Source organism: Segatella copri, assembly GCF_002224675.1.
GTDB lineage: Bacteria > Bacteroidota > Bacteroidia > Bacteroidales > Bacteroidaceae > Prevotella > Prevotella copri_U.
On record NZ_NMPZ01000013.1, the window covers coordinates 50,038 to 74,871 of the forward strand.

The 24,834-nt window shown below is 49.0% G+C and carries 17 protein-coding genes; 7 read left to right on the forward strand and 10 right to left on the reverse strand.

Annotation, left to right across the window (positions count from 1 at the left end; translation table 11 throughout):
• Positions 1–454: 454 nt before the first annotated feature.
• The 3 genes from CFT61_RS09315 (at position 455) to CFT61_RS09325 (ending at position 3,624) form a co-directional block, all read left to right on the forward strand.
• On the forward strand, positions 455–1,921 hold the full coding sequence (locus tag CFT61_RS09315) for a trypsin-like peptidase domain-containing protein (protein WP_089544166.1): 1,467 nt from the start codon (positions 455–457) through the stop codon (positions 1,919–1,921).
• A gap of 180 nt (positions 1,922–2,101) precedes the next feature.
• Positions 2,102–2,965, forward strand: a complete 864-nt coding sequence (locus CFT61_RS09320; protein ID WP_089544167.1) for a sigma-70 family RNA polymerase sigma factor — start codon at positions 2,102–2,104, stop codon at positions 2,963–2,965.
• A gap of 29 nt (positions 2,966–2,994) precedes the next feature.
• Complete coding sequence (locus tag CFT61_RS09325; RefSeq protein ID WP_142990602.1) at positions 2,995–3,624, forward strand: hypothetical protein; 630 nt, start codon at positions 2,995–2,997, stop codon at positions 3,622–3,624.
• Positions 3,625–3,826: 202 nt separating this feature from the next.
• Here CFT61_RS09325 and CFT61_RS09330 read toward each other — a convergent pair whose 3' ends face one another.
• The 6 genes from CFT61_RS09330 to CFT61_RS16965 all read right to left on the reverse strand — a co-directional run bounded on the left by CFT61_RS09330 (position 3,827) and on the right by CFT61_RS16965 (position 11,014).
• A complete protein-coding gene (locus CFT61_RS09330; protein WP_089544201.1) occupies positions 3,827–6,016 on the reverse strand; it encodes a S9 family peptidase in 2,190 nt (729 codons plus the stop codon).
• Between the two features lie 81 nt (positions 6,017–6,097).
• Positions 6,098–6,874 carry a gliding motility protein GldB gene (locus tag CFT61_RS09335; protein WP_089544169.1) on the reverse strand — a complete coding sequence of 259 codons (777 nt, stop codon included), beginning with the start codon at positions 6,872–6,874 and terminating at the stop codon, positions 6,098–6,100.
• 226 nt (positions 6,875–7,100) lie between these two features.
• A complete protein-coding gene (locus CFT61_RS09340; protein WP_089544170.1) occupies positions 7,101–8,126 on the reverse strand; it encodes a glycosyltransferase family 2 protein in 1,026 nt (341 codons plus the stop codon).
• A gap of 3 nt (positions 8,127–8,129) precedes the next feature.
• Positions 8,130–9,014, reverse strand: a complete 885-nt coding sequence (locus CFT61_RS09345) for a TIGR01212 family radical SAM protein (protein WP_089544171.1) — start codon at positions 9,012–9,014, stop codon at positions 8,130–8,132.
• A 53-nt stretch (positions 9,015–9,067) separates the two neighbouring features.
• Entirely contained in the window at positions 9,068–10,453 is a 1,386-nt protein-coding gene (gene mtaB, locus CFT61_RS09350; protein ID WP_089544172.1) for a tRNA (N(6)-L-threonylcarbamoyladenosine(37)-C(2))-methylthiotransferase MtaB, read from the reverse strand.
• 387 nt (positions 10,454–10,840) lie between these two features.
• On the reverse strand, positions 10,841–11,014 hold the full coding sequence (locus CFT61_RS16965; RefSeq protein WP_176425561.1) for a PG1828 family lipoprotein: 174 nt from the start codon (positions 11,012–11,014) through the stop codon (positions 10,841–10,843).
• Between the two features lie 441 nt (positions 11,015–11,455).
• Here CFT61_RS16965 and CFT61_RS09355 point away from each other — a divergent pair, with 441 nt between their 5' ends.
• A complete protein-coding gene (locus tag CFT61_RS09355; protein ID WP_089544173.1) occupies positions 11,456–12,628 on the forward strand; it encodes an MFS transporter in 1,173 nt (390 codons plus the stop codon).
• A 263-nt stretch (positions 12,629–12,891) separates the two neighbouring features.
• On the opposite strand, the gene CFT61_RS09360 is transcribed toward CFT61_RS09355, so the two are convergent.
• Positions 12,892–15,489, reverse strand: a complete 2,598-nt coding sequence (locus CFT61_RS09360; protein ID WP_254918920.1) for a S9 family peptidase — start codon at positions 15,487–15,489, stop codon at positions 12,892–12,894.
• 279 nt (positions 15,490–15,768) lie between these two features.
• Between CFT61_RS09360 and CFT61_RS09365 the strand changes: the two genes are divergently transcribed.
• From CFT61_RS09365 to CFT61_RS09375, 3 genes are all read left to right on the forward strand, one after another.
• On the forward strand, positions 15,769–18,009 hold the full coding sequence (locus CFT61_RS09365; RefSeq protein WP_089544174.1) for an outer membrane beta-barrel family protein: 2,241 nt from the start codon (positions 15,769–15,771) through the stop codon (positions 18,007–18,009).
• A gap of 170 nt (positions 18,010–18,179) precedes the next feature.
• On the forward strand, positions 18,180–19,364 hold the full coding sequence (locus tag CFT61_RS09370) for an aminotransferase class V-fold PLP-dependent enzyme (RefSeq protein WP_089544175.1): 1,185 nt from the start codon (positions 18,180–18,182) through the stop codon (positions 19,362–19,364).
• 147 nt (positions 19,365–19,511) lie between these two features.
• Entirely contained in the window at positions 19,512–20,693 is a 1,182-nt protein-coding gene (locus CFT61_RS09375) for a MalY/PatB family protein (RefSeq protein ID WP_089544203.1), read from the forward strand.
• Positions 20,694–20,794: 101 nt separating this feature from the next.
• Here CFT61_RS09375 and CFT61_RS09380 read toward each other — a convergent pair whose 3' ends face one another.
• From CFT61_RS09380 to CFT61_RS09390, 3 genes are all read right to left on the reverse strand, one after another.
• The gene (locus tag CFT61_RS09380) at positions 20,795–22,996 is read right to left on the reverse strand and encodes a helix-turn-helix domain-containing protein (RefSeq protein WP_089544176.1); all 2,202 of its coding nucleotides are present in this window, start codon (positions 22,994–22,996) and stop codon (positions 20,795–20,797) included.
• A 12-nt stretch (positions 22,997–23,008) separates the two neighbouring features.
• On the reverse strand, positions 23,009–23,521 hold the full coding sequence (locus tag CFT61_RS09385) for a nitroreductase family protein (protein ID WP_089544177.1): 513 nt from the start codon (positions 23,519–23,521) through the stop codon (positions 23,009–23,011).
• Between the two features lie 146 nt (positions 23,522–23,667).
• Positions 23,668–24,771 (reverse strand): YncE family protein, encoded by a 1,104-nt coding sequence (locus tag CFT61_RS09390; RefSeq protein ID WP_142990604.1) that lies wholly within the window; start codon positions 24,769–24,771, stop codon positions 23,668–23,670.
• Between the last annotated feature and the right edge of the window lie 63 nt (positions 24,772–24,834).

Sequence of the window (24,834 nt, forward strand, 5' to 3'; positions counted from 1 at the left end):
TTCGAAATGCAAAGATAGCAAAAAAGTTCGACTTAACCGCCAATTTCTCTGAGTTTTTAAACTCTTTTCGCTTTTTGGGGATGATTTTACTGCTTTCTCATCCCGAAAGACTGACATTCCAGTCATCTTTTTCTCTTATTCCGTTCACATCTGTTTGCATATCAAGAAGTTTTAATTTCATATATAAAACTATCATTTTTCAGAAAAGTAGCAAATAATTGTAAAAATAGGGCTATTCTTGTTTAAGAGCCGTTAAAGTGTTAATTTTAAATGTTAAAACGGAATAAAAAATGGCTCAAAGTTATACGTATATCAAAAAATGACTCTATATTTGCAACCGAAAAGCTGAGGCAAGAAGCTGACAGATTTGGCAGACCCGAGGGTTTTGGCATAGAATTGGCAGAAGGCTAGGCGTAACAATAAAAAGGAAATAATAATAAAAAGGATATTAAACATGAAAAAGGTAACTAATTATGTAATGGCAGTGCTATGCGTAGGTTCGCTAGCATTCTCAACAGGTGCTTTCATGAAGGTGAACGCTTCACCAGCTGTAACAGCAGAGGCACCAGGTCAACCAGTTGATCTCACTTACGCAGCAGAGAAGGCTCTGCCAGCCGTGGTACATATCAAATACGTACAGAACTCGAAAGTGAAGACCGTAGATGTTCAGAGCGACCCATTCGGAGGCTTCTTCGACCCATTCGGATTCTTCGGCAATCCTGAAGGTCAGGGCGGCACACGCAAGCAGCAGGTGCAGACTCCTAAGAGAGAGGCTACGGGTTCGGGCGTGATCATCAGCTCAGACGGATACATCGTAACCAACAACCACGTGGTGGAAGGCGCAGACGAGCTGACCGTGACCCTGAACGACAACCGCGAATACTCTGCACGCATCATCGGTACCGACAAGACCACCGACCTCGCCCTCATCAAGGTGGATGGCAAGAACCTGCCTACCCTGCCTATCGCCAACAGCGACAATGTGAAGGTGGGTGAATGGGTCATCGCAGTGGGCAATCCATTCGGACTCAACAATACCGTTACCGCAGGTATCATCTCTGCCAAGGCACGTTCGCTCGGTGCCAACGGCGTGGAGAGCTTCATCCAGACCGATGCTGCCATCAACGCAGGTAACTCTGGCGGTGCACTCGTCAACACCCAGGGTGAGCTGGTGGGCATCAATGCCATGCTCTACTCTCAGACCGGTTCCTACTCAGGCTACGGCTTCGCCATTCCTACCTCTATCATGAACAAGGTGGTGGATGACCTGAAGAAGTACGGAAGCGTACAGCGCGTGATGCTGAGCATCCAGGGTAGCGACGTGCTCAACTACATCAACGCCCAGAAGGAGAACGGCAAGGACGTGAACCTGGGAACCAACGAGGGTGTCTATATCGCCAAGGTAGATGAAGACGGCAACGGTGCTGCTGCCGGACTGAAGGAAGGCGACGTGATTACCAAGGTAGATGGCAAGAGGGTGACCAAGATGGCAGAACTGCAGGAGTCACTCAACGGCAAGCGCCCTGGCGACAAGATGAGCATCACCTACCTGCGCAACAAGAAGGAGACCACCAAGACCATCACCCTGAAGAATGCCCAGGGCAACACCTCAGTAATCAAGAGCGCAGACCTCGACGTGCTCGGCGGAACCTTCCGTCCTGTTACAGAGAGCCAGAAGAACCAGCTCAGCATCAAGTATGGTGTAGAGGTGATGAAGGTGAACAGCGGAGCCCTGAAGGATGCCGGCGTTTCACGCGGATTCATCATCCAGCGCATCAACGACAGCAACATCACATCGCTCGACGACCTGCAGAAGGCTGTGAAGAGTGCTTCTACCAGCAAGGATCCTGTGCTCTACATCCAGGGTGTATGGCCTACAGGCAAGAAGGCTTACTTCGCTGTTCCACTGCAGAAGGACTAATCGGCTGAGGGGCGCCTTTCACCGGAAGAGCCGGCTGAAGTTCCTAAAAAAAGAGAACTTAATCCCCTCTGAAAAGATAAAAAATGACAAAATAGCAGGTATTTTGAAAAATATCTGCTATTTTTTTTGTTTTTCCAAACAAAAAGTGTACTTTTGCATCTACAAAATTAAATTGCTACCATGAGACAACTGAAAATTTTAAAGTCTATAACGAATCGCGAAAGCGCATCGTTGGACAAATATCTCCAAGAAATTGGACACGAGGAGCTCCTGACAACCGACCAGGAAGTGGAACTCGCTCAGCGCATAAGAAAAGGGGACAAGAGAGCCCTGGAGAGATTGACCAAAGCCAACCTGAGATTCGTGGTATCTGTTGCCAAGCAATATCAGAATCAGGGACTCAGCTTACCTGATCTTATCAACGAAGGAAACGTTGGGCTTATCAAAGCTGCAGAAAAATTTGATGAGACACGCGGCTTCAAGTTCATCTCGTATGCCGTTTGGTGGATCAGACAGAGTATTCTGCAGGCTATAGCTGAGCAGAGCAGACTGGTACGCCTCCCCCTCAACCAGGTGGGTAGCGTCAACAAGATAACAAGGGAACTCAACAAGTTCGAGCAGGAACACGAGCGCAAGCCGAGCGTGGATGAGATTGCCGAGCGTGTGGATTTGCCCGAAGACAAGATTGCAGACGCCATGAAGGCGAACTCACGCCACGTGAGCATGGATGCACCTATCGCCGACGGCGAGGACAGCAGCATGATCGACTTCCTGTCTGGCGACTCATCCAATACCGACAGGGAACTCGCCATAGAATCGCTCAAGGCGGAGGTTAGCCGCATACTGAAGCTGCTCACCGACAAGGAACAGAAGGTGCTGAGAGCATTCTTCGGAATAGACGGCTCGCCGGAAATGACCCTGGATGAGATAGGTGAAAAGTACAACCTGACGAGGGAGCGTGTAAGGCAGATCAAGGAGAAAGCCCTGCGCCGACTCAGACACAATACGAAGAATAAACTGCTGAAATCCTATCTGGGACAGTAAGCGCAAAACATAAGTATAGAAAAGAATAAATGAAAGTTTTAAAAATCGCATTAGCATTGGCTATCGCAGCCATCTCTTCATTCACGGCCCACGCCAAGAATGATCCGACAACTGCATATATGTTCGGTTTCGCATCGTCGTTCAGCGACTCTACGGTGTATATGACCAGCGTGCAGAGAGTTGATTCAGTATATCTGACTCACAAGAAGCTCTTCCTGGACAACAGAGAGAACTACTCCCTGCAGCTGAAGGAATACCTGGAGTCGATCGGTGCACCCAAGCGAACCTGCATCGTGATCTTCGACCGCAACTTCAAGAAGGCGGAGAAGAAATGGTCCAAGCTGCACGACCGTTACACCAAGCAGGCGAAGGCAAAGCGCCTGAAGAACGGCGAGAAGCCGAAGGACCTCCCTACTCCATGGCAGATGAAGAACATCGACGAGAGCAAGTTCATGTTCAAGGCGGTAGAGCCAAGCGACATGGAGGAGCCAAAGACCAAGGCTGAAAGAAAGGCTGAAAAGAAGGAGGCAAAGGCTCAACTGAAGCAGAAGAAAGCTGAAGTGAAGAGCCAGCTGAAGCAGAGAAAAGCCGAAGTGAAGCAGAAGAAGGCGGAACGGAAGCAGAAAAAGGCGGAAGCCAAGAAAAAAGCTGAAGCATAAAGAAAAGAAGTTTTAAAAAAAATATTTAGTAGTTAATACCTATATTAAAAATTATTTTTTAGGGCGTCAGCGGTTCTAGATTACCGCTGAATGTTAGTAGTTTAGTTCAGCCCCTAGGAAGTTGTGAAATCTCCAAGGGCAAAAGCCCCCGGAAGTTGTGAAACCTCCGGGGGCTTTTTTTATAGGAATAAACCTGATGTCTTTATTTCATTTTATCCTTAAACCAGTTGGTAATCTGGCGCAGGAGATGATTGCGGGTGTTACCTCCCGAAATGCCGTGATTGCGGTTGGTGTACCAAAGCTCCTTGAAATCCTTGTCTGCCTGAACCAATGCCTCTGAATACTCGAAGGTGTTCTGTGGATGAACATTGTCATCTGCCAGTCCATGGCAGATAAGCAAGGCTCCGTGCTGCTTGTCGGCACGCTCGATTGGGTTTACCTTGTAGCCATCCTCGTTCTCCTGAGGAGTACGCATGTAACGCTCGGTATAGACCGTATCATAGAAGCGGTAGCAGGTAGGAGGCGCAACAGCCACACCAGCCTTGAACACAGGGCGGCCTTCGCTCATACTCATCAGGGTATTGAAACCACCATAGCTCCATCCCCAGATACCGATGTTGTCCTTATCCACGTATGGCAGACTGCCCATATAGAGAGCTGTCTCCACCTGATCCTTTGACTCCAGGTCGCCGAGACGCAGATAGGTACACTTCTCGAACTCAGCACCACGGGCACCGGTTCCACGGCCATCTACACAAGCCACGATGAATCCCTCCTGAGCCAGATAGTAATCGAAGGCTCCACCGGAACCCATGCTTCCCGTGCTCCAGGAATTGAGCACCTGCTGGCTGCCCGGACCGGAATACTGGAAGAGGATGACCGGATACTTCTTGCTGGCGTCGAAATCTACCGGCTTCACCATCCATCCGTCGAGCTTCACGCCCTCTGATGTAGTGAAGGTGAAGGTCTCGCGCTTGCCCCAGTTATACTGCTTGGTTTTCTCCAACAGCTTCTTGTTGTCCTCCAGGGTCTTGATCACCTTACCCTTGTTGTTGCGTACGGTGTAAACGTATGGATGGCTGTAGCTGCTCCAGTTGTTCACGAAATAGCGGTAATCGCCTGAGAAGTAAGCCGAGTTGGAACCCTCCTCAGAAGTGAGTCGCTCCACCTTGCCGTTCTTGTGAGCCACATAAACCTGTCGGTCGTGTGCATTGAGCATGGCTGCCTGGAAATAGATGTCGCCGGTCTTCTCATCCATGCCGTAGATGGCGGTAACATCGTAGTTACCCTTCTCTACCTGGCGGATCAGCTTACCTTTCATATCATAGAGATAAAGGTGCATGTAGCCGTCGCGGTCGCTAGGGAGCAGGATGTTCTTCTTGCCCACGATACTGTTCTCCATCACCTCTTCCTTGATGAACTTAGGCACGCTTTCCTGGATGATCTGCTTGCTCTTGCCGGTGAATGGATTCACGGAGTAGAGGCGCATATCGTCCTGGTGGCGGTTCATCGTATAGACGATGAGACTGTTGGCGTCTGGAGTGGTCTTGATACGAGGATAGTAGCCGTCTGCATCTACCGGAACATCCAGTGCGAGGGTCTTGCCCGTCTTCATATCGTAGCTCCAGAGGCTCACCTTGGAGTTGTCCTGTCCTGCCTTAGGATACTTGTAGGAATACTCTCCCGGATAATCGTGAAACTCGCTGCGGGTAGGCTTGGCGCCTTCGAAGAGCTGGAGCGAATAGGTCTTCACGTGGCTTTCGTCGAAACGGATCCAGCCGAGTGAGGTTCCGTCAGCATTCCAGGCGAAGGCACGGTTGAAGGCAAACTCCTCCTCATATACCCAGTCGGGAATACCATTGATCACTTCATTGAACTTTCCGTCCTTGGTAACCTGCACTTCCTTCTCGCCATCGGTTACGAAGATGTTGTTGTCCTTGACGAAGGCGATGTGGCGTGAATCCGGCGACCAGGTAGCCACCTGCTGGTTCTCGCCCTCAGAAAGCTTCTTGATGGTCTTGCGGGCAATATCATAGATGAAGTACTCAGCCTTGAACGAACGGCGATACACCGCCTTGCTCTTGGTAAAGACGAGCATCTTCTTGCCATCCGGGCTCATCACGTAGCCCTCTACCGACTTCATCGGAGCCTTGGCAGCCTCAACGTCGAAGAGCACAGCCACCTGCTTGCCAGTCTTGAAAGAATAACTTACTACCTGCTTGCCATCAGAACTGATGGAAGCATAGAGATCGGTACCCTCAATAGGGTTGATTCCTGTAACGTATGAGGCAGAGAATGCACCTGAAGTAATCGACTTCAAATCGAGCTTCTCAGCTGCCTGCATTACTGATGCCATCATCATCGTTGCAACAAAAATTGAAAATCTTTTCATGTATTGTATTGAATGCTTTTGTTTTTCCTGCTTCATCCAGCAGCTGACTAATCCTTATCCAATTAGTCCTTATCCTGCTGATTAGTCCTTATGCAGCGCTTCGATAGGCGAATAATCCTCGTCTTCCAGCAGTTCCTTGACTGTGATTTTCGGATTACGCTTCACATAAGCCTGGATGGTCTTCACATACTTGGTGTCCAGGATATCCTTGCCCAGCGCCTTGTTCACGGTCCACATGATCTTGCCCATGTGCAGGTCGCGGTCCAGCTGCGGACGGGTATCGAAATCCTTCATCGGATAGATGCTCAGCAGATAGAAGGTGAGGCAGTCGGGCACGATATACTCGCGCTGCATGGTAGCACGCTGCTGGGCTGTATAGAATTTCTTGTAGAGCGGATATTCCGGACCCAGATACTTATCCAGTGAAATACCTACCGATTGTTCACCTACCACGATGCTCTGGTCGAGCGCGCCGATCTGGGCATAGAAGTATGGCTGCTGAAGCTCAGGCAGCCAGTCGTGCAGACGACCGAACGACTTCTTCAGCTGCTCGTTGATGTCGTCCATGTTCGCATACATGGCCTCAGCATCTGCGATAAGCGACTGGAGGGTGGAATCCTGATAGAACATCAGGAAACGGTTGCTGATATTGGCGTCGGTAATGGTGCCAAGCTGCAGCATCTTCTCTATCAGTGTTCGGGTTTCTATCGGATAGTCGGTATTCATCTGCTGAAGGGCAGAGAAATCACCGGTGGTAAGGTATCTGCTTTGCAGACGGTCGTAGCGCTGCACCGTTAAAGGGACAGCGTCAGCCTCCTCGTTCGGCTTGAACTTGAACTCGCAGGCCGAACAGAGCATAATAAATGCTAATATGACGATATAATCAAATATTCTTTTCACGTAATTTTAAAGTCTTCTGGTTACGACTGCAAAAATACTAAAAAATATTTAAATTACCAAGCAAAATCTCAAAAAAATAATAAAAAACAGCCAATAGCGAGCAAAATGCTAACACTTTTACTCACTATTGGCTATCTGTGCAATATTCTGTCGTTTATTGAGGAGTCAAGGAGTTAGCTCCCTACTATCGAATCGTGCAGTCCGAAAAGAGTTTCTTGCCCCTGGCGTAATACTGCCAAAGGATGGAGCAATCGAAAACCTGCGGTATCTTTTCCTCCACTCTATTCTCCTGAATCTTCTTGCGATCTTCATCGAAATCGTGCTTCCATGCCTGGAAAGCCCTGTGTGCCTTGAAGATTGCCTTGAAGTCGCCCAGGTTGCGTTTCAGGATCAACATCTCGAAAGCAGCCAAATAATCCAGGAACCATCTCACTCTCATAACATGAGATAATTCTTTATCGCTCAGATTTTTATAGAGCATCGTTAGATTGTTCCTGAAATTCAGGAAAGTCTTCATCGGATTGCTCTTCGGTAAGGTTCCACCACCCACGTGATAGACTTCACTCTCCGGAATGCAGTAGATTTTCCTGCCCATCAGGCGCAATCTCCAGCAAAGGTCTATTTCCTCGTTATGGGCAAAGAAGCGGCCATCCAGTCCGCCTGCCTCCCAGTAATCCCTGGCACGGATCATCATGCAGGCACCCGTAGCCCAGAGCACCTCCTGCTGGTAATCATACTGCCCGTTGTCGCGTTCCACGGTCTCGAAGATGCGGCCGCGGCAGAACGGATAGCCGAACTTGTCGAGGAAACCGCCGCAGGCTCCCGCATACTCAAACATATCCTTGTCGTATTCCGCCAGGAGCTTAGGCTGGCAGGCTGCCACTTGGGGATGGGAATCCATGAACTCGATGAGCGGAGTGAGCCAGTGATGAGCCACCTCCACATCGCTGTTCAGGAGAACATAATACTCTGCCTCTATCTGCTCCAGCGCACGGTTGTAGCCCTCGGCAAAGCCGAAGTTCTGCTCCAGCACGATGGTCTTGACATGGGGAAACTGAGTCTCCAGAAGAAGCATTGACTGGTCTGACGAATTGTTGTCAGCCACCCATATCTCAGCATCCTGCCGTGAATATTCCACGACATTAGGCAGATACTTGGCAAGCATCTTCTGCCCATTCCAGTTTAATATTACGATTGCAACTTTAGCCATATTTTACTGTAAACTCTTTAACTTATTATTCAGGAGATTGGTAAACTCATAGTTCTTGAGTCCCCATTTCGGTGCGACAAGCAGTTCCTTAGGCGACTGGCTGACGAACCGCTCCAGCACCAGGTCCTTTCTCAAGAGCCGGATGTATTTTACGATGACATCGATGTATTCCTCCACCGTATAGACGTGGAAGGGATGCTCTGCATACTCCTGCGCCAGGCGGGTTCCCTTGATGATCTGCATCTGGTGAATCTTCAGAATGTCGATGGGAAGAGAAGAGATGATGGGCGCCTGACGGAGACTCTCTGCCGCATCCTCACCCGGCAAGCCGATGATGATGTGGGCACCCGTGAGGATTCCCCTGGCGTGGGTTCGCTCCACCGCATCCCGGCAGCAGGCAAAATCATGACCGCGGTTGATGCGCTTCAGGGTCTCATCATTGGCACTCTCAATGCCATACTCCACCAGTACGAAGGTGCGCCGGTTCAACGCCTCGAGATAATCCAGCAATTCATCGCTCACGCAATCAGGACGGGTTCCTATCACGATTCCTACCACATCCTCTACCTGCAGCGCCTCCTCGTACATCTGACGGAGAAGTTCCACTTTGGCGTAGGTATTGGTATAAGCCTGGAAATAAGCCAGATACTTCATGTCCGGATACTTCCTGCTGAAGAAGGCCTTGCCCTCCTCCAACTGCTCTGTAATCGACTTCCTGCGGTCGCAATAGCTGGGATTGAACGTACGGTTGTCGCAGTACGTGCATCCTCCGCTCGAGATTCTTCCATCCCGGTTAGGACAGGAGAATCCTGCATCTATCGAAATTTTCTGAACCCGGAAGTCAGGAAACCGCTTCCGGATCCAGGAGCCAAAATCATTGTAGTACATTGAACTTTGAGGTTTGAACTTTGAACTTTATGATCAGCCTTTACTTTGAGCTATCAAATCAATTCTGCCTTCAATGCCGTCTTGTCGTGATTGAAACCACCCAGACGAACCTTGATGAGCTGATTGTCGTATTCCTCCTTGGCGAGAGCTGGCGAAAGTTCCACACGAACATAGTTCTTAGTGAAACCATGCATTGCCTTGCCTCTTGGCGCCTTCTCGAAGAGCACCTCAGCCTCGGTACCGATGTACTGGGCATAGAACTCCTGAGTCTTCTGGTCGCTCAACTCAAGGAGACGCTTGGAGCGCAGCTTCTTCTCCTTCTCATCTACCACGTATGGAATCTTCAAGGCTGCTGTTCCAGGACGCTCGGAGTATGGGAACACGTGGAGCTGCGTAACAGGCAGGCTCTTCAGGAACTCATAGCACTCCTCGAAGCACTCCGGAGTTTCACCACGACAGCCCACCATCACATCTACGCCGATAAACGCATCAGGCATCTTCTCCTTGATCAGGTTCACCTTGTGGGCGAAGAGCGCCTTGTCGTAACGGCGGTGCATCAGCTTAAGCACCTCATCGCTTCCGCTCTGCAGCGGAATATGGAAGTGAGGCATGAAGGCACGGCTCTCGGCACAGTAGGCGATGAGGTCATCATCGCAGAGATCCGGCTCCAGACTGGAGATACGGTAACGCTTGATGCCTTCCACCTGGTCCATCGCCTTCACAAGGTCGAGGAACCGCTCATGGGTGGTCTGTCCGAAGTCACCGATGTTCACACCAGTAATCACGATTTCCTTGCCGCCCTCAGCTGCCGCCTGCTCGCACTGAGCCACGAGCGACTCGATGCTTGGGTTGCGGGAATTGCCACGGGCGAAAGGAATGGTGCAATAGGTGCAGTAGTAGTTGCAACCATCCTGCACCTTCAGGAAGTAGCGGGTACGATTACCACGGGAGCATGAAGGCTGGAAGGTCTTGATCTCCTTGGTCTTCACGCTGTGGTGCTGATGAAGCGCGGAATCAGAAGACTCCAGGTTCTCGCCGGTGACAGGAAGTCCGTTTTCTACGGCAAACTTCTTGGCCCATGCATCGCTGAGATACTGAATCAAGTGGGCCTTCTCGTTGGCGCCCAACACCAGGTCAACACCCTCAATCTTGCTCACGTTCTCCGACTCCAGCTGCGCGTAGCAACCGGTGACGATGACGAAGGCACCAGGATTCTGTCGCACCATGCGATGGATAGCCTGACGGCACTTATGATCGGCAACTTCAGTCACCGAGCAAGTATTGATGAGACAAATGTCTGCTTTCTCCCCCTTCTGTGCCGTAATGACGCCCATATCTTCGAGCATCTTGCCGAAAGTGGAGGTTTCCGAGAAATTGAGTTTGCAGCCCAGCGTATAGTAGGCTGCCTTTTTGCCTTGGAAGGCACTTGAATCTATCATATATTTATCTTTTTCTAATATTTCTAAAAGGTAACCGAACTGAACTTTCACAAGTAAGCGCCATACGCCCTGAAAGGGCAGAAGCTCCTAGCCCAGGGCAGCGCCCTGGGTAATTACGGACGCAAACCTGTCGCCCTGTAAGGGCAAAAGCTTTCAAATATCAGACAATTAACAAAGCTTTTGCCCTTACAGGGCGCCTCGCAAATTGCTATTATACCCAGGGCGTTGCCCTGGGCTAGGAGCTTTTGGGCCTTCAGCCCGTACTTAAACCACAGGCGAAAGTTCAGCAACCTAAAAAATGAAACATAGTCTCTATAAAACGAAAAAGCCGCTAGACCGAAGTCCAGCGGTTGTTTCTCTCATTTTTCGTTCGCAAGTAATTCTAAATTACTTAACTGAATCTGTAGCAGCAGCAGCTGTATCAACAGCAACTGAATCAGCAGCTGAATCAACTACAGCTGTGTCAGAATCAGCAGTAGCTGCTGTCTGAGCTGTTTTGTTACCACATGATGCGAAAGAGATAGCTGCGATAGCTACGAACATAAAAACTAATTTCTTCATTTTCTTTGCTTTTTAAATCTGTAAAACAATCATTCGTTTATTAAAACTGATGCAAAGGTAAGCATTTTTTTGATACGGCGAACTTTTTTTGTGTTTTTTTTTAGGGGCATTTTGTAACAAAATCACAATCTACTGATATTCAACTATTTACAAAGTGCTAACGAAAGTTAAAGTTTTTAGTGTGTCCGAAAACAGCCCGATTTTAACACTTTTCGGTGTTTTTTAGCGTAACAAAGGTGCGCGCCAACACCCCGGCTGAGCCGAGCTATATACATATAATAAGGTACGCGCGAGGAAGAAAGCAGAAACTTTTTCTGCTGAGAAGGAGGATTTTTCTGCAGAGAGGGAAACTTTTTCCGAGAATTCGAGCCTCAAAACTTGGCTGGCAGCAAACTTTTCTGTAACTTTGCACTCGAAAAAGATTCTTTGATAAACAGAAAAATGATACAGCTAAAAGAAAATCAGGGCATTCCCCGCAGCATTCTCCTGATGATGTCTATCATCGCAGGACTCACTGTAGCCAACTGCTACTACAACCAGCCGCTTCTCGAACTGATCCGCCACGATCTGGGCATTACCGAGCAGAGCGCCAACCTCATCACCGTGATTACCCAGATAGGTTATGCGCTGGGACTGTTCTTTCTCATCCCTATGGGAGACATGTTTTCGCGCAAGAAACTCATCCTCGTGAACATGACCATTGCAGCCTTGATGGCGATTGTGATGGCTGTGGCACAAAACGTATGGATGCTCTGGGGAGCTTCCCTGCTCATAGGTGCCTGTTCCGTGATTCCCCAGTTCTTCATCCCGATAGCCGGACAGTTCTCCACACCCGAGAACAAGAGCAGGAACATGGGCTTTGTGCTCTCCGGACTGCTCACGGGTATTCTTGCCTCGCGGGTAATCAGCGGTTACATCGGCGAATGGCTGGGATGGCGGGAGATGTTCTTCATCGCCGCCCTCGTCATGGTGGTCTGCATGGGAATCATGATGCTGATGATGCCTGAGATGAAGCGCAACTATGTGGGTACTTACAGAGGACTGATGACTACCGTGGCTGAGATCTTCATCCTCCACCCTTCCATCCGCATCTACTCCATCCGTGCCGCCTTCGGTTTCGGAAGCATGATGGCGATATGGTCGTGCCTCGCCTTCCATCTTGCCCAGCCTCCTTTCAATGCAGGCAGCGATATGGTGGGAATGCTCGGACTCTGCGGAATCATGGGAGCCGTGGCAGCCAGCAGCGTAGGAAAGCTGGTTCCAAGGTTCGGAATCCACAAGTTCAGCCTCTTCGGAGCAGCCATGCAGATCATTGCCTGGGCAATAGCCCTCCTCTTCGGCGACACCTACGCAGGACTCATCGCAGCCATCATCTTGGTAGATATCGGACTGCAATGTCAGCAACTCAGCAATCAGAGCGGCTGCCTGCAGGAGATTCCGCAGGCTTCCAACCGTGCCAACACCATCTTCATGACGACCTATTTCATCGGTGGTTCGCTCGGTACGTTCTGTGCCGGATACGTGTGGACCCAAGCCGACTGGCTGGGAGTCTGCATCGTAGGCATTTCCTTCGCCTTCATCTCCCTGATGATTTCACTGAGCAATAAGAAATAAGAAAAAGAGGATGTATTATAAGTCACATCCAATACGCCCTGAAAGGGCAGAAGCTCCTAGCCCAGGGTAGCACCCTGGGTAATATTGGCAAAAAGCAAAGTCGCCCTGAAAGGGCAAAAGCTTTGAAATTGAAAGCTTTTGCCCTTTCAGGGCGACTTTTTGTATTTGTTCTAAAACCCAGGGCGCTGCCCTGGGCTAAGAGCTTTTGGGCTTTCAGCCCGTCCTCGGTTGTCATTATCTGGACTTATGACACACCCTTCTTTTTACATTTTCTCCTCTCCATACATTTCTTTCCACCAGCTGCCATCATCCTGCAGCCACTTGGCAAACCATGCGAAGATGGTGTTCTGCCACTTGATGCGCTTTTCATAATCGATGATGTGATGATCCTGACCATCTACCAGAACCATCGCCGTTGGACGGCCAAGGAGCTTCAAAGCCGTATAGAGCTGGATGCTCTCGCCCACAGGCACATTGTTATCGGCTGTTCCATGCACGAAGAGCAATGGAGTATGAATCTTGTCTGCATTGTAGAGCGGACTCTGATCTACGAAGAGATGCTTGTTGGTCCAAGGATACTCGTTCGCCATGGAAACCTCGCTGTAGCTGTAGCCCCAATAGCCTTCGCCCCAATAGCTGGTATGGTCGCTGATGCCGGCATGAGAAATAGCTGCGGCAAAGAGATCGGTCTTGGTCTGAAGATACTGAGTCATAAAGCCACCATAGCTGGCACCGATGCAACCTATCTTCTTGCGGTTTACGAAACTATGCTCATCGCAGAAAGCCTGGGTGCTGGAGATAATATCCTCAGCCACTCCCTCGCCGGCAGTATCCACGTGGCGGGCAGAGAACTTCTGACCGAAACCGGTGGCTCCGCTTGGGTTCACGACCAAGACCACATAACCCATCGCAGCATAGACATGATGAGGATAGCGGCTCTGGAACATACGGGTGGTAGGACTGCAACCGCCATAGTAGTTCACCACCATCGGATACTTCTTGGAAGCATCGAAATGAGGTGGCAGATAGTAACGGCAGCAAAGGGTGTCGCCACGGGAATTCACGAAGTTCCAAGCCTTGCACTCGCCCAGCTCGATGTCTTTCAGCAGGCGGGCACTGAGATCATCTACGAGCAGCGACTTCTGTGCCTTGGTGCTCATCTTGTAGAGTCGGTCAGCATTGGATGCACTCTGTCCTGAGAACGCCATTTCCGGAGCAGCCGCTGCGATGGAGAAGCTCTTGATGTTCTCCTCTGGAGTCTTGAGCAAAGTAAACTTACCCGACTTCGGGTTCAGCTGGAAGAGATGCATGCAGTCTTTATCCTCGGCTGTGAAGTAAATATTGCCATCCGCCTTGCTCCAATCCACGCTCTGCACGTTAGGATTGAAATTCTTGGTCATCGGGCGAACCTTCTTATCCGCCAGGTTCATCAGATAGAGCTGGGTGTCAACCATACTAGGAGTCTGTCCCTCTTCCACATTCTTTCCAATTCCATCGAAAGCCTCAGGCGAACCGGTAACGAGAATGCTCTTGCCGTCTGGCGAGAACTGGGCACTGTTCAGGAACTCACCCTTCTCTACCAGCGCCTCAACACTCATATCGTTCAGATCGAGACGATAGAGGGAGTTGAGAGTAGTAGGACGCTTGGTAAGGCGCTCCTCGCTCTTGCCGATGAGCAGATAGCGGGAATCTGCGGAAATATCGTTGAGATAAACATTATGGTAGCCGAAGGTAAGCGGCTGGAGAATGCCTGAAGCCAGATCATACTTAGCCAGATAGCTGCGGGTTCTCCATCCTGGCTGGCGGTCATCTGGTTCCTTTACATCGTACACCTGAGGATCCTTCTTTCTGCCTTCCTCATAGAGCGTATAGATAAGCGATTTCTCATCTGGAGTAAACTGGAACCATCCCTCCGGAATGTTTGCCGCCAACACCTCTCGCTCCATATTCATCGGATTGATGGTAATCAGCTGAACTTCGCCATCAGCCTTTCCTTCGCCGGCAATGGAACTGTCGCTCGCCTTCTCGGTAAAATACAGTTTGTTAGTACGAGGCATCCATCTTACACTTTCCTCGAAAGAAGCAACCACCTTGTTAGTCTGACAGTTTCTCAATTCATTGACGCTATGGTTCTTGCCCTGACGATCTACCCAAGTCTTGCTCACGATCATGAACTTGCCGTTTGGCGACATTTGAACGCTCGCATAGTTAGGCATGCAGATTACATCGTATATATTAAAGGTACGCTTGGTGCTGGCAGAAGATTCGCCCACGCTCAGCTGCTTGCCGTCTGCCGCAGTAATGCTGATCTTGAAATTCTGATCAGCTTTCTTTTCTGAAGAAGATGATTTTTCTGATGCATTCTTTTCAGAAGCGGAAGCATCGGCTGATGAAGCGGTGAGGTACTTGATGACTACGGTATGAGTAGAAGGCATCAAGACAGTCTCCGCCTTATCGCCATTCACTTTCACCTGCTCACCATCCACAAAGAGGCGATACTGCTTCAATCCCTTCACCTCGATGGTAGCCTTGGTACGGCTGGTGTTCGATACGGTGAACGAAGCCAGGTGGAGAGCATTCTGCTTGCTATCAGCCAGGAGCTGAGAAGCAGCCACCTCCTTACCATTATTCAATAAGGTAAACGAGAGCGGCGAGTCGAGCACACCCTCCATCGAGAATTTCTCACCCTTCACATTCACGCTATCCGCCATCCAAGGGGTAGCTACAGGATAAGGACCCGTATGTTTCAGCTTCTGCACTTCGATGGTCTCGGCAAAGGCAGAAAGCGATGTTCCGAGCGAAGCACAGAGTGCTGCACTAAACGTAAGAGCCCGGAGGCTCATTTTAGTTGATTTCATCATAACTGATTTATATTTTTATTCCGAATTATCTATTTCGCTGCGAAATTACAAAATAAAGTTGAGATAAACGAATGAATGGCTTACATTTTATGCTTTTTGCAGGGTTTCTGATAAATTTATGTTATTTCAATGTTAAGGACGGCTTTCTGAAAGTTATTGTTGGGTTAAACCCCTCCCGGTGTCATTGTCTTTACAAAAGAATCTATTATCTTTGCATCGTCAAACAAACAAAAAGGCAAAAAGATAGTCAATAAACAAGGATATTCAAACACGAAGAATATGAATAAGAAAAATATGATTTTGATGAGCACTCTGCTCGTCTGCTCGCTCGAAAGTTTCGCACAGAGCGATGCTGAGGTCACAGATTCCCTCTGGAAAGATGTGGATCTCAACGCTGTTACCGTAGTTGCATCTAAGCCGCTGGTAAAGATGGAGACCGACAAGATGACCTACAACGTGCAGCAGGATGCTGACGCCAAGGCTTCTACCGTTCTCGACATGCTGCGCAAGGTACCGATGGTTACCGTGGATGGACAGGATAACATTACCGTGAACGGTTCATCCAGCTTCAAGGTGTATGTGGATGGAAAACCCAACCCGATGTTCTCAGCCAACCCTTCGCAGATTTTCAAGGCAATGCCGGCTACCATGGTCAAGAACATTGAGGTAATCACCAATCCGGGAGCCAAGTATGATGCTGAAGGTACGGGAGGCGTGCTTAACATCGTACTCAACAAGCAAGCCGTGAACGGCGGCGGAGGCAGCGATCTCAGCAATGGCTACAATGGCAACATCAGTGCTGCTGCCGGTAACCAGACGCAGCGCATCTCCGCCTTCATCAGCGGTCAGCAGGGCAAGCTTACCTACAGTGCCAACGGAATGTACAATCATCAGCGCATGGATGGAACCATCATCTCCTTCGACCGAATCCAGAAGGATGGAACCACAATGAACTATTATCAGAATTCGGATATGAAGCAACCGTTCTCCATGGGTAACATCAGTCTGAGCTACGAACTCGATTCGCTGAGCAACATCAGCGCCACGGCTGGTCTGACCACCTTCAGCCAGAAGATTACGGGTCACCCACTCACGAAGATGGCAGGCGGAATCTACGGCGAAGGATTCGAATACGGCAATGAGATGAAGCAGGATATGGGCAACACCTCCTTCAACGGAAGTCTCGATTATCAGCGATTCTTCAACAAGGAGCGTACGAACTATCTCATCCTCAGCTATCTCTTCAGTACCAACCCTTCTCACACCGACGACTATACATTCTACGACAATATCAGTCATGTGACGACTCTCCAGCTCAACGACCTGCTCTCGATGAGCAAGACACGCGGAACGGAGCATACGTTTCAGGCAGACTTCACCCATTCGCTCAGCGCCACCCAGCGCCTGAACTTCGGAGCCAAGTATATTGCCCGCATCAACAAGAGCGATTCCCGATACTACGACGTAGCAGCTGACAAAAGCGAAACGCTGAATCCTGCCAACAGCATGGAGTATAAGAACACCCAGAACATCCTGGCTGCCTATGCTGAATGGAAAGGAAACTTCGGAAAGATAGGAACCATGCTGGGAACCCGATACGAACAGACCTGGGAGAAAGTGAAATTCGAGCAGGGCAAGGGCGACAACTTCGACAAGAACTACGGCAACTTCGTGCCGAGCGCCAGCCTCTCCTACAGCATCACTCCAGGAGTGAATCTCGGCGTGAACTACAGCATGAGAATCACCCGTCCGGGAATCACCTATCTCAACCCGTATGTAGATCGCAGTAATCCTACCGCCATCAGCTATGGTAATACAGACCTCGACGTGGTGAAGTCGCATCAGTTGAATATGGTGTTCAATTATTACAACCCTAGATTCATCCTGAGCACGACTCTGGGCTATGGATTCTGCAACAACCAGATAGAGCAGTATTCATTCATCGATGCAGACAACCTGCTCAACACCACCTACGGCAATGTTTCGAAGACTCGCAACGCCAGTCTGAATGTCTTTGCCAACTGGCTGGTGTTCAAGAAGACGAGATTGATGCTGAACGAAAGTCTGAGCTACAACGATCTGCGCAGCGAAGTCCTGGGATGGAAGAACCATGGCTGGAACAGCAGTACGATGATCAATCTGCAACAGACTCTGCCTTGGGAACTACAATGGACGGTAGGAAGCATCATTCAGAGCAAGCAGCACAACCTGCAGGGCTATCAGAGCGGAATGGCTTTCTTCTACTCCACCCTCTCCAAATCCATCGTCAAGGATAAGCTGGACCTGAGTCTGATGTTTCTCACACCAACCGACGACAAGCTCAATATCAAGCAGAAGACCATGGGTTCTGACTATGTGCAGAATATGACGGTGAAGGTGCCTCTGCGCCAGATCAGTCTCACTCTTACCTGGAAGTTCGGCAACACCAAGAAGCAATTCCAGCAGGCGAAATCCAACATCAAGAACGATTTCCTGGAAGAAAAGCAGGGAATCCAGACGGGTGGAATGAATGGAAACTAACAAACCCAGGAACTATCGGAAACATAGAATAGAATAACCAATACTCTCTCTCTAACGAGTTGCAATGCATAAAAAAAACATTCGCAACTCGTTTTTTTATGCTATCTATTGTCTATTTGATTTCTTTTTTGTACTTTTGCAAACAAAATATCACATAAAATCATAAAAGAATGAAGAAACAAACACAAGCCATTCATTTGGAATACGAACGCCGCGATGCTTACGATTCGCTGAGCGTTCCAGTATATAACACCCTTGCCTACGAATTCGACAATGCTGCCGTCATGGCGGAAGCATTCACCGACAAAATCAAGGCACCTGATTACTCCCGAGTGGAGAATCCTACGGTTACCAACCTGGAGCGCCGAGTGGCAGCCCTTACCGATGCAGCCCATGCCACTGCCTTCAATTCAGGAATGGCGGCCATCAGCAACACTTTCATGTCCTTGGCAGCACAGGGCAAGAACATCGTTACCTCGAAGCATCTCTTCGGCAACACCTACGCCCTGCTCGTTGCTACCCTGCGCCGATTTGGCGTAAAGGTCCGCTTGCGCGATTTAACCAATATCGAGGAGGTACGTGAGGCCATCGACGATGACACCTGCTGCGTATTCCTGGAAATCCTGACCAACCCACAGTTGGAGGTTGCCGATCTGAAAGCCATTTCGGAAGTGGCTCACGAAAAGAATGTTCCGCTGGTAGTGGATTCTACCGTGATTCCGTTCACACAGTTCTCGGCTAAGAATCTGGGAGTAGATATTGAGGTGGTTTCCAGCTCTAAATATGTAAGTGGTGGTGCTACTTCGCTCGGCGGTCTGGTCATCGACTACGGAACTCCTTACAACGGCGATTTCGCCAAGCGTCTCTATGGAGAAATGCTCTTCAACTTCGGCGCCTATATGACTCCACAGGTTGCCTATATGCAGACCATCGGACTCGAAACACTCGATGCGCGCTATCGTGTACAGAGCAGCAATGCCCTGGAACTTGCCAAAAAACTGCGCACCCTGCCTCAGATTCAGTATGTAAACTATGTAGGTTTGGAGGATAATCCTTACCACGAATTGGCGCAGCGCCAGTTTGGCAAGACGGCGGGAGCCATGATCTGCATTGATTTGGAAAGCAAGGAAGCCTGCTTCAGTTTCCTCAACAATCTGAAACTCATCCATCGTGCCACCAATCTCTTCGACAACCGTTCGCTCGCCATTCATCCGGCAAGCACCATCTTCGGTGCATTCTCCGAGAATATGCGCAAGTCGATGGATGTAAAAGATACCACCATCCGCCTCAGCGTAGGTCTGGAGGATGTGGATGATCTCTTCGAAGACATCAAGCAGGCGGTTGGTAGTTTATAGTAAACTCAAGTTTCGCAAGTGGTTTAAGTACGGGCTGAAGGCCCAAAAAGCTTACAGCCCAGGGCATCGCCCTGGGTATAATGGCAATCTGTAAGGCGCCCTGTAAGGGCAAAAGCTTTGTATATTGCCCGGTATTTAAAGTTAAAGATTAAAAAAATGTACGATTTCGATAAGATTATAGACCGTTCGGGCAGCGACGACCTGAAGCATGGCGCCCTGCTGCCCCGCTGGGGACGAGATGACCTGCTGCCACTCTGGGTAGCCGATATGGATTTCGAGACCCCATCTTTCATTACAGATGCCCTCAAAGCAAGATTGGAACACTCTCTTTTCGGCTACACCATGGAGCCGGAAGATTATCTGCCCAGCATCATCGACTGGGTGCATGACCACCACCAGTGGGATGTGAAGCGAGAGTGGATCCGCTTCATTCCAGGTATTGTAAAAGGTATCGGACTCGTGGTGAATGTCTTCACCCGTCCTGATGAGAAAGTCATCATCCAGCCACCCGTTTATCACCCATTCCGCCTCACTCCAGAGGGCAACGGCAGAGAGGTGGTCTTCAATCCGCTGAAGATGAAGGAGGATGGATATTACGAGATGGACTTCGAAAACCTGGAGAAAATCTATGATGAGAAGTGCAAGATCCTGATTCTCTGCAATCCTCATAATCCGGGCGGTATTACCTGGAGCAAGGAAACCCTGCAGCGACTTGCCGACTTCTGCTACGAACATCATCTGCTCGTTATCAGCGATGAGATTCATGCAGACATGGCTCTGTTCGGACACAAGCACATCCCATTTGCTTCGGTTTCCGACAAAGCGCGCAACATCAGCATCACCTTCCAGGCTCCTTCCAAGACCTTCAACATTGCAGGAATCGTAAGCAGCTACGCCATCGTTCCAAACGAAGAAATCCGCAGGAAATTCTATCCTTGGCTGAGTGCCAACGAACTGGATGAGCCAACCCTCTTCGCTCCTATCGCCACCATCGCTGCTTTCCGCAAGGGTGAGGAATGGAGAAAGAAGATGCTTGCCTACATAGAAGACAACATCCGATTCGTAGAAGATTACTGCCGCGAGCATATTCCGGGCATTCGTCCGTTGCGCCCACAGGCTTCCTTCCTAGTCTGGCTCAACTGCCGAGACCTGCATCTCTCCCACGATGCGCTTCTCGATTTATTCATCGACAAGGCGCACCTGGCGCTGAATGATGGTGAAATGTTCGGTCCTGGCGGCGAAGGCTTCATGCGACTGAACGTTGCAACCCCTAGAAGCATTCTCAAGCAGGCTTTGCAACAGTTGGAAAAGGCTGTAGCCCAACTCTAGACCAGCTAGAAAAGACAATTCTAGATCATTAAGAAAACAATAGCCGTAACTACTTCTGCATAGTTACGGCTATTATATTATAATAAGGTAGAGGAAGACCTTTATTCCTCCTCCATTAAATCACGTACCAGTTTGATTTCGTAATAATCAATGCCGGCTCCCAGTGCTTCCTTGATTTCGCTGAAATGCTCCATCTCGGGATGAGCCTCCATAAATTCACGGATTTTCTTTTCGTGGGCACTAGAAATCAACGCACGCAATCCAACCTTTCCTTCCTTTACGTATGAGGTAAGATGACCGATGATGGTGCCTTTGGTAAAGCCACGTTCTGCAGCAATCTGATCCACAGTCATACCCTGCTGATAAAGATTGAAACTCACCTCCTTGGTTGGAATCTTCGGTTCCTTCGGTTCATTCGATTTCTTCGATTTTCTGGTTTTTCTACCAGAACCATAACCGGCACTTGAAGACGCACCTTCGCCCATTTCATCCAACAGCATGAACTGAGCCTTCTTCTTCAGATAATCAGTCACCGTAAACACAGCACTGCGCTCGTATTTCAAAAGACGTTCCTTCAACTTCACATCCTCAGAAAAGACTGAGAAGCGGTCCTGGAACTGTTTCTTTGCCACCTTATTATCCGTATCGAGATTCGACTTTCTGATCAAATCGCTCAGAATACCTATCTTATCAGAGAAATACTCAGCACCCTTGTGAATACGCTCCTGCAGTTCTGCCTGAAGGATATCAGGATTCTGGGAAAGCATGCGGGTATATTGCAGACGGAACTTATCAGAAACACCTATCAGACTCTTCAGCACCACCTGCAACTTCTGATACTCGCTCACCACACGAGGATATTTGCTGTTGAAGAATTCTACCAGACAGCGCATCAGATGCTCGTAACTTCCGCTAATAGCATAGAAATCAAAAAGTTCGCCGATGCAGTGAAGCACGTATTGCTGCTCCAGATAGCTGATCTGCTCCTGGGTAGGCGCAGCAAGTTGACTATTGAAAGCATCCACCGTCTGACTGCTGATGATGGCTCCACGAGACAGAGGCTGACTGAGCACCATTCCCTCCAAAGTCTTGCAGCGGCTCAAAGCCACGTAGGTCTGACCATGGGTAAAGGAATGGGAAGCATCAATGATGGCGTGTTCGAAGGTAAGGCCCTGACTCTTGTGGATGGTAATCGCCCAAGCCAGGCGCAAAGGATACTGTCGGAATTTTCCCTCTACCGTCTCCTCTATCTCCTTGGTCTCCTCATTGATCGTATATTTCGCATTCACCCACTCCATCTTCTCCAGCTCAAACTCCTCATCAGAATCCTTGCTGCGCACGATGATCTTATCTCCTTCTTCATCGGGTTTCACACCGATAACCTCACCAATCATACCATTATAGAAGCGGTGCTGCGGGTCGTTCTTGATAAACATCACCTGTGCTCCAGGCTTCAGGGTGAGCATGAAATCAGCCGGATAAGATGATTCCGGGAAGTTATCCTCTACCTCTGCCGTATAGGAAAAAGCCCTGGATGGCAAAGCGGCAAGCTGCTGCTCATTAATCTGCTGGGCTGGCGCATTATGAGTGGTCAGGCGGATGAAGTTACTGTTCTTCGGCGGTTCGAAATTAGGGATAAAACGCTGGTTCAATGCCTGCAAGGTAGCATCCGAAGCCCTGTTCTCCCTGATCTGGTTGAGCAGGGAGATAAACTGCTCGTCCTGCTGGCGATAAACCTTCTTGAGCTCTACGGTAAGATAGCCTACCTGCTTCAGCGCATTGCTGCTGAAGAAGAAAGGAGTATCGTAATGCTCTTTCAGAAGCTGTTCCTCCTGTGCCGTAACCACTGGTGCCAACTGCTGCAGATCGCCTATCATCAGGAGCTGCACACCGCCGAAAGGAAGGTCGTGACGCTTGCGGTACTGACGAAGCACGGAGTCGATGGCGTCGAGCAAATCGCTGCGTACCATACTGATTTCATCGATGACCAGCAGGTCGATGCTTCGGATGATGTTTCGCTTGAGTTTGCTGAACTGATAGCGTTTCTGTTCGCCACTTCCGAAGGTTGTACCCGGAATATATGGCGAAAAAGGAAGCTGGAAGAACGAATGAATGGTCATTCCTCCGGCGTTGATGGCGGCAATACCTGTTGGGGCAAGCACAACCATTCGTTTAGGCGACTTCTCCTTAAGCTGTTTCAAGAAGGTTGTTTTACCTGTGCCTGCCTTGCCCGTAAGGAAGAGGTTAGCGCTGGTCTTTTCTATGATGTTCCATGCCAGGATGGATTCTTCGTTCATTTCCATTAGCTTCGTTTTTTAGATTTCTTCCACGATCTCGTTCATTTCCTTGCGCTTCTTCTCGGCATGAGGACAATCCTCAGCAATATGACCGAGAGGGATGATCACTACAGCCTCGAAACCTTCGCGAGGGAAAAACTGCTGCATCTTGTCTGTATCATAATTGCAGACCCAGCAGGTGCCCAGTCCTCTTTCTGTAGCAGCCAGACAGAGGTGCTCGGCAGCTATTGCCACGTCAATATCTCCATGAGGCTTCTCATCGTATCTGCGAACCCAGTTCTCATTCACGTTCTTCATTCCCACAACATACATTGGGGCTGTCTTGAACCACTCACGGTCGTAGCACTCCTGGAGTTTCTCCTTAGCCTCATCCGAGCGGACGATGAGCCAATGCCAAGGCTGTCTGTTCACTGCCGATGGAGCCAGTCGCACACACTCCATGATGTAATCCACATCCTCCTGACTTACTGCCTCGGAGGTAAACTTGCGAGCCGAGAAACGTTCCTGGCTCAATGCCAACATATTTTTCATACCATTTCGTTTTTATCTTATTAATATAAGGCAAAATTACAAAAAATCCCCGAAAAGCCCAAGCCTTTCGGGGATTTTCCTTCTTATCCTCCTATGATTTTCTGGAATTTCCTACTTTTCATAGGATTTCATTCTTCACAAGCTGATTATCTCAAGAACAACATTGAGTTGGCATTAATGCCACCTGCATCAAACTTGCTCTTGTACTCACCTGCAGCAGTAAAGTGGCAGATGGTGCTGTTGCTAGCATAGTCTGTATATGCGAGATAGAAACTGCCATCGTATGGATTGCGCTCAATCATATATACAGTGTTACCAGCTACTTCAGCTGGGATATTCTTCAGATTCCAGGTAGAAACCTGCTTGCTCTTAGCATCGTAGATGTTGTAGGTGGTGGTGTAAGTCACATAATCAGGTGATGTAGAATTGGTGAAGTAGAGGTTGCCGTCATGAGCCATCATCTTGGTAGCGTTGGCAATATAATCACACTTCTTAGTCTGAGGATTGTAAGTATAGACAGCTGTAGAATAATCGTAGTTGGCAGGATTATAAGATGGGCTGCCAGCAAGAACGTAGATATGATCATCACTCTCAACGATACGCTGAGGATTGTTGACGATTTCAATAGACTCAGCCTTGTCGAAAGTCTTGGTATTGATGGTGCAGAGAGTCTTGCCAGCGCCATAACCAGAACATACTACGTAGATTACATCATCTTCCTCAACAAGCTCCTCTGGGTTAGCATCTACCTTTACAGAAGCCTCCAAAGCCAAGGTCTTTGCATCGAAACGGCTTACATAGCCACCATAGCTGGAAACATAGAGCTTACCATCGTCTTCGCAGATGTAGCGAGGCTCACCCAACTTCTCATCAAAGCTGTACTCTGCCTGCTGAACACCAGAACCATTCAGCTTCAGGAGTTTCTTGGAAACATTTACTACCACATAGATGTAACCATCTTCCTCTATCATATCATTGGCAGTATCGCCCAATCCCTGACCATTCTGAGTCAAATAGATATCATTCTCAGAAGGCTGATCAGTCTGAGGATCTACAAAGAAGAGGTGGCTATTGTTCTTACCATAGCCACCCTCTGACAGAACGAAGGCACGATACTGAGGAAGATCTACCTTAGATCCCTCCTTCCATGAATTATCCTCCTCATCATCACTACATGATGTAAAACCAGCAGCAATCATCAATCCGCAGATGATTGCCATAAACAAACTTCTCAATTTCATTTTTTTCATTTTCATTCTCTATTTGTTATATTGAATATTATTTTTTCTCACTTTCAGTTTTCTATTCGGATC